This window comes from Tessaracoccus palaemonis, from assembly GCF_019316905.1.
Lineage (GTDB): Bacteria > Actinomycetota > Actinomycetes > Propionibacteriales > Propionibacteriaceae > Arachnia > Arachnia palaemonis.
On record NZ_CP079216.1, the window covers coordinates 1,628,610 to 1,641,675 of the forward strand.

16 protein-coding genes are annotated in these 13,066 nt (G+C 68.1%); 12 read left to right on the forward strand and 4 right to left on the reverse strand.

The annotated features are described in order from the left end of the window. Window positions 1-7: 7 nt before the first annotated feature. Window positions 8-718 (reverse strand): NYN domain-containing protein, encoded by a 711-nt coding sequence (locus tag KDB89_RS07305; protein WP_255555826.1) that lies wholly within the window; start codon window positions 716-718, stop codon window positions 8-10. A 110-nt stretch (window positions 719-828) separates the two neighbouring features. On the opposite strand from KDB89_RS07305, the gene KDB89_RS07310 reads away from it, so the two are divergent. The 4 genes from KDB89_RS07310 to KDB89_RS07325 all read left to right on the forward strand — a co-directional run bounded on the left by KDB89_RS07310 (window position 829) and on the right by KDB89_RS07325 (window position 5,629). Further along, window positions 829-1,596 carry an SGNH/GDSL hydrolase family protein gene (locus tag KDB89_RS07310; protein ID WP_219079736.1) on the forward strand — a complete coding sequence of 256 codons (768 nt, stop codon included), beginning with the start codon at window positions 829-831 and terminating at the stop codon, window positions 1,594-1,596. A 116-nt stretch (window positions 1,597-1,712) separates the two neighbouring features. Then, window positions 1,713-3,386, forward strand: a complete 1,674-nt coding sequence (locus KDB89_RS07315) for a nuclease-related domain-containing DEAD/DEAH box helicase (RefSeq protein ID WP_219079738.1) — start codon at window positions 1,713-1,715, stop codon at window positions 3,384-3,386. A gap of 164 nt (window positions 3,387-3,550) precedes the next feature. Continuing rightward, complete coding sequence (locus tag KDB89_RS07320) at window positions 3,551-5,161, forward strand: MDR family MFS transporter (RefSeq protein WP_219079740.1); 1,611 nt, start codon at window positions 3,551-3,553, stop codon at window positions 5,159-5,161. After that, the gene (locus KDB89_RS07325; RefSeq protein ID WP_219079742.1) at window positions 5,162-5,629 is read left to right on the forward strand and encodes a MarR family winged helix-turn-helix transcriptional regulator; all 468 of its coding nucleotides are present in this window, start codon (window positions 5,162-5,164) and stop codon (window positions 5,627-5,629) included. A gap of 9 nt (window positions 5,630-5,638) precedes the next feature. On the opposite strand, the gene KDB89_RS07330 is transcribed toward KDB89_RS07325, so the two are convergent. Next, the gene (locus KDB89_RS07330; protein WP_219079744.1) at window positions 5,639-6,037 is read right to left on the reverse strand and encodes a hypothetical protein; all 399 of its coding nucleotides are present in this window, start codon (window positions 6,035-6,037) and stop codon (window positions 5,639-5,641) included. Between the two features lie 122 nt (window positions 6,038-6,159). Here KDB89_RS07330 and KDB89_RS07335 point away from each other — a divergent pair, with 122 nt between their 5' ends. Next, window positions 6,160-6,321 (forward strand): hypothetical protein, encoded by a 162-nt coding sequence (locus tag KDB89_RS07335; RefSeq protein ID WP_219079745.1) that lies wholly within the window; start codon window positions 6,160-6,162, stop codon window positions 6,319-6,321. A gap of 749 nt (window positions 6,322-7,070) precedes the next feature. On the opposite strand, the gene KDB89_RS07340 is transcribed toward KDB89_RS07335, so the two are convergent. After that, complete coding sequence (locus KDB89_RS07340; protein ID WP_255555827.1) at window positions 7,071-8,141, reverse strand: IS30 family transposase; 1,071 nt, start codon at window positions 8,139-8,141, stop codon at window positions 7,071-7,073. Between the two features lie 113 nt (window positions 8,142-8,254). Between KDB89_RS07340 and KDB89_RS07345 the strand changes: the two genes are divergently transcribed. The 7 genes from KDB89_RS07345 (at window position 8,255) to KDB89_RS07365 (ending at window position 12,297) form a co-directional block, all read left to right on the forward strand. Further along, window positions 8,255-8,806 (forward strand): hypothetical protein, encoded by a 552-nt coding sequence (locus KDB89_RS07345; RefSeq protein ID WP_219079746.1) that lies wholly within the window; start codon window positions 8,255-8,257, stop codon window positions 8,804-8,806. 172 nt (window positions 8,807-8,978) lie between these two features. Continuing rightward, on the forward strand, window positions 8,979-9,296 hold the full coding sequence (locus tag KDB89_RS14615) for a helix-turn-helix domain-containing protein (RefSeq protein WP_255555828.1): 318 nt from the start codon (window positions 8,979-8,981) through the stop codon (window positions 9,294-9,296). Between the two features lie 4 nt (window positions 9,297-9,300). After that, the gene (locus KDB89_RS14620; RefSeq protein ID WP_255555829.1) at window positions 9,301-9,546 is read left to right on the forward strand and encodes a hypothetical protein; all 246 of its coding nucleotides are present in this window, start codon (window positions 9,301-9,303) and stop codon (window positions 9,544-9,546) included. Window positions 9,547-9,548: 2 nt separating this feature from the next. Beyond that, window positions 9,549-10,022: an IS30 family transposase gene (locus KDB89_RS14625; RefSeq protein WP_255556422.1), complete on the forward strand. Its 474-nt coding sequence runs from the start codon at window positions 9,549-9,551 to the stop codon at window positions 10,020-10,022. 259 nt (window positions 10,023-10,281) lie between these two features. After that, on the forward strand, window positions 10,282-10,941 hold the full coding sequence (locus tag KDB89_RS07355) for a VOC family protein (protein WP_219079747.1): 660 nt from the start codon (window positions 10,282-10,284) through the stop codon (window positions 10,939-10,941). 63 nt (window positions 10,942-11,004) lie between these two features. Further along, window positions 11,005-11,913, forward strand: a complete 909-nt coding sequence (gene yddG / locus KDB89_RS07360) for an aromatic amino acid DMT transporter YddG (RefSeq protein ID WP_219079748.1) — start codon at window positions 11,005-11,007, stop codon at window positions 11,911-11,913. Window positions 11,914-11,937: 24 nt separating this feature from the next. Next, window positions 11,938-12,297 carry a DUF2200 domain-containing protein gene (locus KDB89_RS07365; RefSeq protein ID WP_219079750.1) on the forward strand — a complete coding sequence of 120 codons (360 nt, stop codon included), beginning with the start codon at window positions 11,938-11,940 and terminating at the stop codon, window positions 12,295-12,297. A gap of 1 nt (window position 12,298) precedes the next feature. On the opposite strand, the gene KDB89_RS07370 is transcribed toward KDB89_RS07365, so the two are convergent. Continuing rightward, complete coding sequence (locus KDB89_RS07370) at window positions 12,299-13,039, reverse strand: class I SAM-dependent methyltransferase (RefSeq protein ID WP_219079752.1); 741 nt, start codon at window positions 13,037-13,039, stop codon at window positions 12,299-12,301. Between the last annotated feature and the right edge of the window lie 27 nt (window positions 13,040-13,066).

A 13,066-nucleotide genomic window follows, 5' to 3' on the forward strand; every position in this document is an offset into this window, starting at 1 on the left:
CCCCGAGTCACCTGGCCTGGAGCCGGACCGCGACGTTCGTGGTGCCCTCGTCGCGGAACTCGAACCCCGGAAGTGACTTCAGCACCTTCGTCCAGGTCGGCTTGCCGTGGTCCTTCGCCGACTGGCCGTGCTGCTGCCGGATCTGGTTCGCCACTGTGCTGACCCGCGCCCAGCCCTGTTTGTCGGCGTTCCTCGCGACTGCCTGCGCAAGGATCTCGTTCAGGGTGGGCTCGCGCTTCGGTTCGACCTTCTTCCTGGTGGCGCCCTGGGCGGCTGGCTCGTCCGTCTTGCCTGCAAGGACCGTGAACGACGTGCACGCCGCCCGGAACGACGCGGCGGTGTTGGCGCGGCCGAAGCCGAGGACGCTCGCGCCCCGCTCGCGCAGGTAGTTCGCCAGCGGGGTGTAGTCCGAATCGCTGGACACGATGGCGAACACGTCGGGCCGCAGCGAGTGGAACAGGTCCACCGCGTCGATGACCAGCGCCAGGTCCGTGGCGTTCTTCCCCTTCACCGGATCCGACTGCTGCACCGCCCGGAAGCCTCGGCTCGTCAGCTCCGCATCCCAGGCCCGCAGCGCGGGCTTGAACCAGTTGCCGTAGGCCCGGCGGATCCGGACATCGCCGACCTTGGCCAGGTCGGCCAGCACCTTGTCGATGCTGGCGGACGGCGCGTTGTCGGCGTCCACGAGGAGGGCAACTGTCTGCGGGAGAGTGATCACGCTCGGCACACTAGCCCCCCGCAGGCCGTCGCGGCAGGCGGGTCACGGCGGAGGCGACACTCCCTCCGGATTCCGCCCGCCCCCACTCGATCCGGGCCTAGTCTCGACGCATGGACATGCAGTCGCGTCGGGGGCCGCGACCGTCGTCGGAGGGTCCCCGCGGTAGGAAATGGCTCATCGCGCTGTCGGGGCTGGTCGTCGTCGGGCTGGTCGTGTGGGGGGTCGCGGTGGCGATCCGGAACCCGCTCACGACGCAACCAGCCGCGTCGGGGGCACCCGCCACATCGAGCAGCGCGCAGGGGGAGAGGCCCGAGGCGGTCTTCCTCGGCGACTCCTACACCCAGGGTGTGGGCGCGACCACGAAGGATCTGCGGTGGACGACGCTGCTCGCCGCGCAGGAGGGCTGGACCGAGGTGAACCTCGGCCGGGGCGGCACGGGCTACGTCTCGACGTCGGGGGTCAGCGGCTGCGGGCTGGAGTACTGCCCCTCGTATCCGGAGATGATCGCCGAGGAACTGCCCGCCGACGCCGACATCGCCGTCATCGCCGGTGGCCAGAACGACTTCAACGCCTGGAAGGAGGACAGCGCGAAGGTCACGGCGGCGATCGACTCGACGCTGACCGCGCTGCGCGCCAAGCTCCCGGACGCGGAGATCATCGTCGTCGGCCCGTCCACGCCGTGGGAGATCGGCCCCACGGTCACGGGCATGTCGGCTGCCGTGCAGGCCGCCGCCGCCTCGATCGACGCCACCTTCGTCCAGCTCATCGATCCGCCGGTCCTGTCCGCTGACCTGCTCGCCGCCGACGGCGCCCACCCGAACGACGAGGGGCACGCGGCGATCGCCCAGCGGGTGGCGGCCGGCATCACCAACCGCTGAGCCAGCACAGGTCGCCTGGTCGGATCGGGACCTGGGAACCGGCTCCGACCCACGTCAGGCCCGATACGCTCCTTGCCAGATCCGATCGACGGCCGATCGTCCCCGAGGAGACCCGCATGGCGACCTGCGTCCCCGAGCAGCCCGCGTTCACCACGACCTCCGAGAAGGAGGTGTGGAAGAAGCTGCGGAAGCAGCTCGGACCTGACTGCGTGCTGCTGGCGAACTACCGCCTCAGCGACCAGCACAAGGACCACGAGTCCGACCTCGTCGCGCTCATGCCCGACTCCGGCATCGTCGTGATCGAGGTGAAGGGCAGCCACGTCTGGACCGACGCCGACGGCGGCTGGATGATCGCCCGGGAAGGCGGGGAGGAGCGCATCCACCCCGTCGACCAGGCCCGCGACGCGACCTACGCGATGCGCAACTACGTCGAGCGTGATCCCCGCTGGGGGTCGCGCACGCGAATCAGGTGGAGCCACCACGTCGTCCTGGCGCGCACCGAGCTGGACTCGAACTTCGCCACACCGGACTGCCCCCGCTGGCAGGTCTCCGGACAGGGGGACCTCGAGAACCTGGGAGAGCGGATCTGGGACACGACCTCCCTGCACCGCACGGACGCGCGCCCACCGACGCAGGACGACGTCGAGCTGATCCAGGAGATTCTCCGGGGTCGGCACCTACCCACCAGGGTCGAGTCGTCGATCGCCGAGGACCGCGCCGATCTCGCCGACCGGCTCACCATGGAGCAGGCCAGCCTGCTGAAGGTGACGCGACTGCTCAACCGGATGGAGATACGCGGCGCCGCCGGCAGCGGGAAGACGGTGCTCGCCATCCGCCAGGCGGCCGACCTGGCCGGGGGCGTGCTGACCGACAAACGGCAGCGGGTCGCGGTGGTCTGCTACAGCTACGGGCTCGCTCATCATCTCAAGCGGAACCTGGAGGTGGGTTCCAGGAGCAAGCGGCCGGCCTTCGTCGGCACCTTCGAGGACCTTGCACGGAAGTGGGGCATCGAGATCACCGGATCGCGCGACGACTCCGAGTTCTGGGAGGACACGCTGCCGCGCCTGATGGCCGAGCGCGCAATGACCCTGGCCGACGGCCAGAAGTTCGATGCCTTCATCATCGACGAGGCGCAGGACTTCGCGGAGGACTGGTGGACGCCGCTGCTGGCCGCGCTCCGCGACGAGGAGACGGGCGGGATCTTCGCCTACAGCGACGAGAGGCAGAGGGTCTTCGCCCGCTTCGGGCGCCCGTCGGTGGCGCTGGTGCCGCTGGTTCTCGACCACAACCTGCGCAACACCCGCCAGATCGCGCAGAGCTTCGCCTCGCTCGCCCCGACGTCGATGGTGTTGCGGGGCGGAGAAGGGCCGGAGGTCGAGTTCGTCGAGGTGGACGTCGCCGACGCGCTGGATGCCGCGGATGACCAGGTCGAGCGCCTCATGGACGAGGGCTGGCGACCAGGGGACATCGCCCTGCTGACGACCGGCGCCAGGCACCCGGTGCAGAAGGAGCAGCAGGAGGCGGTCGGGTTCGCGGCCTACTGGGAGGACTTCTGGTCCGAGGAGGACGTGTTCTACGGGCACGTCCTCGGGTTCAAGGGCATGGAACGACGCGCCGTCGTCCTCTGCCTCAACGAGCACGGCAGTCGCGAGCGCAGCCGGGAGCGCCTCTACGTAGGCCTGTCCCGCGCCACGGACAAGCTGATCGTCGTCGGCGACCCGGACGTCATCGAGAGGGTCGGCGGCCCCGATGTCCTGAGTCGCCTCCGCGAGGGCGTCACCGGGGCCTGATGTCACGGGGCAGACCTGGTCTGAGGCCCTGACGGCCGGGGCAGGGCAGTCGTGTTGCGCTGGACCGCTGCGGAGCATATGGTTGACGCCGGTCAACTATTGACCGGTCAATTTCTTCTGTGACGCCAACCGCGCCCATTCTCACCGAAGGACCCCCTTCCTGCATGTCAGCTGATACCACTGCGCCCTCGAGCGACCTCAACCAGACTCCGGTGGAACATCGTCGCGTCCTGGAGGCGCTGGCCGGACTCATCCTCGGGATGTTCGTGTCCATGCTCGCCTCCACGGTCGTCTCGACGTCCCTTCCGGTGATCGTGCACGACCTCGAGGGAGACCAGAACTCCTACACCTGGGTGGTCACCGCCACGCTCCTGACCACAGCAATCTCGACGCCCATCTGGGGCAAGCTCGCCGACCTCACCAACCGCAAGCTGCTCTATCAGCTGGCCATCGTGATCTTCGTGCTTGCCACCGCCGCAGCCGGCTTCTCCCAGAGCGCCGCCATGCTCATCGCCATGCGCGCGATCCAGGGAATCGGAGCCGGCGGCCTCGCCGCCGTCAGCCAGGTCCTGATGGCCGACATCCTCAGCCCCAGGGAGCGGGGCCGCTACATGGGCCTGTTCGGGGCCGTCATGGCCGTGTCCACCATCGGCGGTCCGCTGCTCGGCGGCCTGATCACCGACTCCATCGGCTGGCGCTGGAACTTCTTCGTCGCCCTGCCCGTCGCGATCCTCGCGCTCGTGATCGTGCAGCTCACCCTGCACACCCCGCCGCGCCGCCCGGGGAAGGCGAGCATCGACTACCTCGGCATCGTCCTTCTCGCGGTGGCCGTGTCGCTCGTGCTGATCTGGATCACCTACGCCGGCGACTCCTACGACTGGTGGAGCACCACGACGCTCTGGATGGTCGGGGGCGCGGTGATCTGCGCCGTCGCGTTCGTCATCGTCGAGCTGCGCTCCAGCGAACCGCTGATCCCGCTCACGCTGTTCAGCGACGCGACCTTCACGCTCGCCGTCATCGCGTCGATCGCGACCGGCATCGCCATGTTCGGCGCCTCGGTCTTCCTCAGCCAGTACATGCAGCTCTCCCGCGGCGCGACCCCCACCGAGGCCGGCCTGATGACCATCCCGATGATCGCCGGCCTGCTCATCACGTCGATCGTCGTCGGCGGGCTCATCTCCAGGCATGGCATCTGGAAGCCCTATCTCGTCGTCGGCAGCGTGCTGCTGACGGCCGGCGCGGCCCTGCTGTCGACCATCCACTACGACACGAACTTCGCGCTCGTGTCCGTGTACATGTTCCTGCTCGGCGCAGGCGTCGGGATGACGATGCAGAACCTCGTGCTGGTCGTCCAGAACCGGGCCCTGCCCTCCCAGATCGGCGTCGCCAGCTCGGGCGTGACGTTCTTCCGCAGTCTCGGCGGCACCATCGGCGTCACGGTGATGGGCGCCGGCCTGGCGTCCCATGTGACCGAGCAGCTCACCCAGCGCAAGGGCGAGCTCATGCAGGCGGTCGCCAGCCTCGGCGACAAGGCCGCCTACTGGGGCCAGCAGCTCCAGTCGACCTCGGTGCCCAAGGTCTCCGAGATGCCGGAGCCGATCCGGGTCATCTTCGAGGACGTCTACGCGCAAGGCATCTCGCACGCGTTCCAGCTGGCCGTGCCGTTCGCGGTGCTCAGCATCCTCGCGATCGCCTTCCTCCCGAACGCGCCGCTGACCCGGATGACCACCAGTCAGCGCGCCGAGGAGTCGGCGGTCGCGGTGGACAATGGGTAGATGAACCCGCACCCAACCGACCGTGACGTGGCGGTCAAGGAGCTCGAGGGCGCGCTCCTTGACCTCATGTCCGAGTTCCGGCGCTTCTACGCGCACGCCGCGGAGCTGATCAGCCCCGGTATGGCCGTCGGGACGTTCCGGGCACTCATCATGGTCGACCGGATGGGCCCGACGACGGTCTCGGCCGTCGCGGAGCGGCTGCGCCTCGACAAGGGGCTGTGCAGCCGGCACGTGAGCGACCTCGTGCGTCTCGGCCTGGTCGACCGCGTGGTCGACCAGGCGGACCGGAGGGTGCGGCGCCTCGTCGTCACGCCAGAGGCCACCCGCCGACTCGACGCTGTGCGGGTCAGCTACGAGCACATGATGGCCGGCGGGCTCGGCGACTGGCCGGTCGACCAGGTCGAGCGGCTCAGCTCGCTGATCACCGACCTCGCCGCCGGCCTGAGGGCCACCCCGGCCGGCGGGTGAGCCGACGGCTCAGGCGGCTTCCTTCAGCTTCCTGGCATCCTTGACCGCGCGGTCGATGGAGGTGGCGAGCGGCTTCGGGCGGATGAACACCAGCACCACGACCGCAACGGCCGCCAGCGGGGCCAGCCACAGGTAGACGGGGGTCAGGGCGTCGTTGTAGGCGCCGACGATGATGCTCTGCACCGCGTCCGGCAGGGAGTGGACCAGCTCGGGCGTGAAGCTGCTCGTGTCTCCGACGCTCGCCGCGGCCTCCGCGGGCATGCGCTCCGCGAGGAGCCCGGCCAGGTTGGAGGCGAACACCGAACCGACGACCGGCTGGCGGCTCGTCTTGGTTGCTGGTTGAGCGGGTGGGTCTCGCGGGTACTTCGACCATCGAGTCGCTGCCGGGGCAGTCTCTTTCTCGTTCATGCCGTCGGTTCTCTTCTGAGTTGTGGACACCGGCGCTGCCCGCAAGGTTTCGCAGCATACAAAGGGGCTCCCCACGGAGCAGGCTGTGGCCGTCCGAGAGATACATGTGGGAGATTGGGAGCATGGACCCGCTCACAAGCATCGTCTTCACTGTCGTCACGGCCGCTGTCGCCTTCTACGTCCTCTACTGGGTGGTTCGAAGGGCTGTCGCCGGTGGGATCCGCGACGCCGCGAGCACTGCGGACATCGCTCCGGGGGCGACCACCAACGACGTCCCCCGGTAGCGCCGCGCGAACGGCACGCTTCTCCGCGTCGCGTTGCCCTCTTGGGACCCAGCGTCGCGGCGGTCAAGAGGCTGGGCTGCCAACCTCGTTCGTGGTGTCTGGGGTTCGCCGGCCGCCGGCAGTAGAGCAGATTGGCGGACTCGAGTGCTCGATACCGCACTGCCGCTGGGATACCAGTGGCAGCAGGCTGCGTCACAGACAGTCGGGGTCGCTTTCCCTGCAGGGTCCCCGGCCACAGGCATCCCGGTATGCGCCGAAGAGCCTCTGTCTTCACCTTCCCCCCGACGGATTCATCTGCCAGCTTCGCACAGTTCAGTGCCGTCTGCGCAGGGCCGGCCAGACCCAGTGCCCATATCGTGAATGTGCGATCCCTCCACCTCCACAGGGTGACGGGTTGAACAATATAGTATATTGCGGACTTCTTGACAAATACACTGGGATCGCGGCCCATCGCCGCGCACGACGCCACCACGGAACTCGTTCGGAGCAGACGACTTTCAGACGCCCACCCCGCGGGCATGCCAGGCAGATACCACCCGTTGCCGCCGCCAGATTCCCACTGCGGGTATGGCGAACACCTCAACGCGGAGGTCTGAGTTTCTAGGAGATTTTCTTGAATAGACACATTCAGCGAGCGCTTGCAGCATCCACTGCGGCTCTCAGCGCATGCGCGCTCCTCGTCCCGACCGGAGCATTCGCGTCAGATACAGTTAGCGAGAAGGAATTCATCGCACAGGTCACCGGCGGTGTCAACTCGTCGAAGCAACATCGGCTGCGAGGAGGGCCTCGAACTTCTCCCTCGGGGTGTAGAACCCCAGTGATGCTCGGGGGCGGTCGTTGAGCTCATCGGCGATCGCGTCGAGGTAGGCCTGGTTGCTGGTGATGTAGGTGCCCTTGGGTAGGTACTCCCGGATCAGTCCGTTGGTGTTTTCGTTGGTGCCCCGTTCCCATGGCGAGCGGGAATGGGCGAAGTAGACCGGCAGGTTCACGGCAGCGGTCAACCGGGCATGTTCGGCCATCTCGGATCCTTGGTCCCAGGTCAGCGAGGTCCGCAGTACCTCGGGGAAGGGCCACATCCGCTCGGCCAGGGTGTCGGCCACCGCGACGGCTTTCTTCCCCTCGGGGAGGCCGCAGATGATAGTGAAACGGGTGACTCGTTCCACCAGCGTGGCTGCTGCTGATTTGCCGTGGGCCCCGATGATCAGGTCTCCCTCCCATGCACCGGGGATCCTTCGTTCGGTGACGTCGGCGGGCCGGTCATCGATCGAGACCATCGCGACGATCGGGGCCCGGCGCCCGTCTTTTGAGCGTGGTTCACGGCTGGTGCGCTTGGATCTGAGCATCACCGAGTGGCGGGCCAGCTCGCCCTTGGGGAGGGCGTAGATGAACCGGTAGATCGCTTCGTGGGAGACCTGCGCACCATCAGCGGGTGTGGAGTGGACCATGGTCTCCACAGTGGGGTCACAGGCCTCCAGACGCAACCGTCCCGCGATCTGGCGTGGCGTTCGGGAGCGTTTCAGGTCGCCCATCACCCGGGCCCGCAGTACCGGGTCGGCATCGATCTTGCGGGTCTGGGGTCGTCGGCGGCGACGCTGGGCCTCGACATCGGCTCTCACCACGCGGTAGCCGCAGGTCTTAGTGGAGTTACGCCGGATTTCACGGCTGATGACGGACGGGGCCCGATCGATGTGGACCGCGATCCGGCGGATGCCCCAGCCGGCCTTCAGACCGGTGGAGATCTCGGCCCTGTCGTGGGCGGTCAGTGGCCGTCGTTGCGTCACGCGGGAGAACCTCTCATTGACCTGCAGTGTTGCTTCCACGGTATGACACTGCCACCGCCTACGCGGACGAACACCCGGCTGACGTCGAGGGTTTCCAGGAACTCGTCCGGTCACTGGGAGGCACGTCGACCGCTTCCACCCAGACTCTCTACGTGGACGAGGTACCTGGACTCGACCCGACAACCGTGACCCCCGGAGGTCCGACGGCGCGCGGCAACTTCCCCGACGACGTGTTCACTGTGAGCATCGTCTCCGGGTCGGTCGGCACGACCAAGGTTGTGACGGGCTCCTTCAACTGGCGAGACAGCTTCTCCGGGCAGGGGGCACCGCTGAATTTCGCTGCGCTCCGGTTCAGCAGTGGCTGTGGGACCATGTCTGGACACGCCTCCTCGACCAAGAGCGTTACCGGTGCTTCAACCAAGCGCACATCGCTCCGATCTGCAGGTGTCGGCACCAACTCCCCGATCTGGAACGTCAACGCAACCACATCAGGGTTCGCAAATCAGGCTGACGTCGGCGCTTTCACGGTGAAGTACGACACCAAGGGATGCGGCTCCAAGAAGGTTCAGGCCGCCTTCGACTACGAAGCCAATCAGGGTGGATCAGTCGTCTCGGTCAGCGCCGGTTGGAGAGGCCTGAATATCGGCTACAACAGCGTTGGACTTGAGCTCACGAAGTCGTCCAAGGCAATCACCATCAACTGATTCACATCAGACAATGGTGGTGCAGGCGACATTGCCGGCACCACCATTGTCCGGTTCCTCCCCGAGCTACTCAGACCTACATTCCACGGAGACCACGTGGGCGGTGTCTTGGCGTCGTAGGAACACCCCCTGGCTGGCGTGGGCGATCGATCGGGGTGCTCGGATGGTGCGGATGGCGTTGTCGTTTTCTGATCGGTCGGATATCTCGACCGCGTCGGAGGCCGGCTGGGGAGTCCGGAAGCTCGCTCGTCACCTGGGTAGTTGCGCTTGGGTGATCTTCCGGGAGATCCACCGGAACACTACCAAGACTCGCGGCTGCCAGGCCGTGACCGCGGACGTGGCCGCGCAGCGCCGCCGTTCCCGCTTCCGGGCGCGGAAGGTCGCCGCCGACCCGGTGCTCCAGGCCCGCGTGGAAGCGGACCTGGCCGTCGTGGACCCCGAACGAGATCGCGGGCCACTTGCGTCTGGAAGCCGCAGACCCGACCGTTGAGCGCATGGGCAACTCTCCCGACGCAGCAGGCCGGACCGTCTCCGGCGAGGCGATCTACCAGTACATCTACGCCATCCCCCGCGGAGAACTCGCCCGCAAGGGCATCTTCCTGCAATCCAAGAGGACCACGCGGAAGCCCCGCACCACGGGCCGGTCACGGGGCGGGCCGATCATCGGAATGGTCCCACTCTCCGAACGGGGCGAGGACGCCGCCGAGCGCCGGTCCCCGGCCACTGGGAAGGGGACCTGATCATCGGGAAAAACGGCGCCTCCTGCGCGGCAACGCTGGTGGAGCGGATGAGCGGCTTCACCGGACTGCTGGCCCTGCCCTCGAAACACGCCGAACACGCTGCGGATACCGTGATCAAGTACTTCAACGCTCTGCCTGAGATGATGCGGGCCTCGCTGGCCTGGGACCAGGCAAGCGAGATGGCCCACTACGCCAAGGTCACCCTCGCGACCGCGATGCCGGTCTACTTCGCTGACCCCCACTCGCCCTGGCAGCGACCATCGAACGAGAACACGAACCGGCTCTACCGGGAGTACCTTCCCAAGGGCACGAAGATCCCCGATCACCAGCCCTACCTCACCGCGATCGCCGGGGAGATCAACAACCGCCCCCGCCGCCGGCTGGGCTACCTCACCCCGACAGAGGCATTTCACCCGGCTACTGGCCGGCGAACCCCATGTTGCTTCCACGCCTTGACACCACCGTGGACCACTTGAGGAGAGAACTCCAGAGCGCCTTCTCCTTCGGAGCAACCACTGCAAAGCGCCGGACATATGGCCGACTGAGCAGCGCTTCCCGTCGCCTTCATCAAGCGCGTCTCGTCGCTCCTTGACTACAAGCAGACGAGCCTGATCGTGACGGGCCGCGACACTCCGGGCTTCGGCCGGATCTCGCTGCGCGCCTCGAGCGCCGCCGCCCTCGAGCGTCGGGCGCGCGCCGTGCTCGACGCCGGCGGGGTCGGCCGGTGGGTCGACGGTGACGCCACCGCGGGCATCGGGCGGACGTTGCACCCAGGACCCCGACGGACACCCGCTGGACCTGTACTACGACACCACCCGGTACACCGCCCCGGAGGCCCAGCGGCCCGCGCTGAAGAATCAGGCCCAGGCCAAGCCGAACCGCGGGGTGGGGGTCCGCAGGCTCGATCACGTGAACTTCCTCGCGGCCGACGTCCTCGCCAACTCGGACTTCCACGAGAAGCTGCTCGGCGGGCGCCCCACCGAGCAGATCCAGCTCGACTCCGGCCGCGTCGCGGCACGCTGGCTCAGCTACAACAACAAGTCATACGACGTGGTCTACACCGAGGACTGGACGGGTTCCCGCGGCCGCCTCCACCACATCGCCTTCGCCACCGACGAGCGGAACGACTTCCTGCGCGCCTGTGACCTCGCCATCGACACGGGCATCCAGATCGAGACCGGGCTCCACAAGCACGCCATCCAGCAGACCTTCTTCCTCTACGTCTGGGAGCCGGGCTGCAACCGCATCGAGCTGTGCAACCCGCTCACGCGCCTCGTCCTCGCGCCCGACTGGCCGCTCGTGACCTGGACGGAGGCGGAACGGAAGAAGGGCCAGGCCTGGGGACTGAAGACGATCGAGACGTTCCACACCGTGGGCACGCCCTACGTCTCCTGACCGCCTGACGGACCGATCCGCTGGGGTGCCGCCCGCCGAATCCGGTCCCACTAGCGTGTGCGCATGCACTCCCGGCCGCCCGTCTCCCGCAGCGCCACGCTCATCGGACTGTCGGCGCTGGTGATCTGGGCAGGCTACGTCGGATTCATCCGCGTCGCCGCAGACGCCTTCGGCCCGACGCTCGGCGCGGCGCTGCTCTACACGCTGGCCGGGGCTGCGCTGTGGGTCACGCGGCGTCCCCGGTCCCTGTCCACCATGCCCCGTCGATACCTGCTGATCGGTGGGGGACTGTTCGTCTTCTACGAGGTGGCCGTGTCGCTGGCGATCGGGCTCGCGCACGGGCCGAACCAGGCCATCGAGGTCAGCATCGTCAACCACCTGTGGCCGACGCTGACCGTCCTCCTCACCGTCCTCATCAGGCCCGGCCGCCGCGGGGTGTGGGCGCTGGTCCCCGGCCTGGTCGTCGCGACGGCGGGCGTCGCCTGGGTCGTCGGCGGGGAACGGGGACTCAACCCGGTGGGCATCATCGCCAACATCGCGACGAACCCGTTGCCCTACGCCCTGGCGCTGAGCGGCGCCGTCGCCTGGGCCAGCTACAGCGTGCTGGTGCCTCCGCTCGCCAAGGGCCACGACGGCATCACGCTGTTCATGTGCTCGGTCGCGGTCGCGCTGTGGGTGCTGTGGCTCGCCGGCGGCGCGCCCTCCCCCGACGCCGTGACGGCGCGCGGCGTGCTCAGCCTGATCGCAGGGGCGGCGGTGATCGCCGCCGGGTACGCGTGCTGGAACGTCGGGATCGGGAAGGGCAACATGAACGTGCTGTCCGTCGCCTCGTATGCCGCGCCGGTCCTGCAGGCCGCGGCGGCCTCGATCATCCTCGGTGCCGCGCTGAGTCCCACGTTCTGGCAGGGTGTCGCGCTGGTCGCCGTCGGTTCCCTGCTCTGCTGGTGGGCCCTTCGGCGCGCGGGACGGTGACCCGCCCCCGCTACGATCGCCTCCATGGACACGAGCACGAGGAACGAGCGCGTCTACCGGATGCCTTTCGGATCGGTGTATCCGCACTACGTCAACAAGGTGGAGCGGAAGGGCCGCACGGTGGCCGAACTGCATCAGGTCATCTCGTGGCTGACCGGTTTCGACGACGACGACATCGCTCGGCTCGTCGCCGAGGAGACCAGCTTCGAGCAGTTCTTCGAGGAGGCCACCCTCAACCCGAACGCCTCCCTCATCACCGGCGTGGTGTGCGGCGTCAGGGTGCAGGACATCGAGGAGCCGCTGATGCGCAAGCTGCGCTACATGGACAAGCTCGTCGACGAGCTGGCCAAGGGCAAGGCGATGGAGAAGATCCTGCGCTCCTGATTCAGGGGCGCACCGCGCGGTAGGCCCGCGTGACATAGGGCAGCTCGACCGTCGCCTCCCCGACGGCTCTCACGGAGTCCAGCAGCCTCGACAACTCCCTGTCGATGCGCACCTTCTCCTCGGTCGTGGCCGTGATGAAGCCGCTGCGCGAGTGGACCATGGCCCTGACGCCCGCCCGGTCCACCGTGCGGGTCCAGCGCCAGGTGCGCGCCTCGAGCCCGGTGAAGGGCTCGTCGACGCGCGGGCCGCCGACGGCGTCCATCGTCTCGGCGGCGCTGGGACCGACGATCTCACCGAGGTCGGCGACCCAGCCGACGTTCTCATCGCGGAAGTTCCAGATCAGCCCGAGCGCGCCGCCCGCGCGCAGCACGCGGCCGACCTCCAGCGACGCGGCGGCCGGATCGACCCAGTGCCAGGCCTGGCCGAGGACGACGGCGTCGACGGAGTCGTCCGGGAGGGGGAGGGACTCGGCTGTGCCGAGGAACGTGGGCACGGACGGCACGGCCATGTTGAGTGCCACGAGCATCGCCGGGTCGGGGTCGACCGCCACTACCTGGGCTCCCAGCTGCCCGACGACCCGCGCCAGCTTGCCGGTCCCGGCTCCGACGTCGGCCACCCTGAGCGAGCGTCGGTCGGCAACGCGCTCCAGCAGCCAGGCGACCGCGTACGGCGGGTAGTCGGGTCGGCCGGCCTCATAGGACGAGGCCGCCTGGCCGAAGGATCGGGAGAGGTCAAGTGCCATGCCGCGACCCTACCGAGCCCTCAGCCG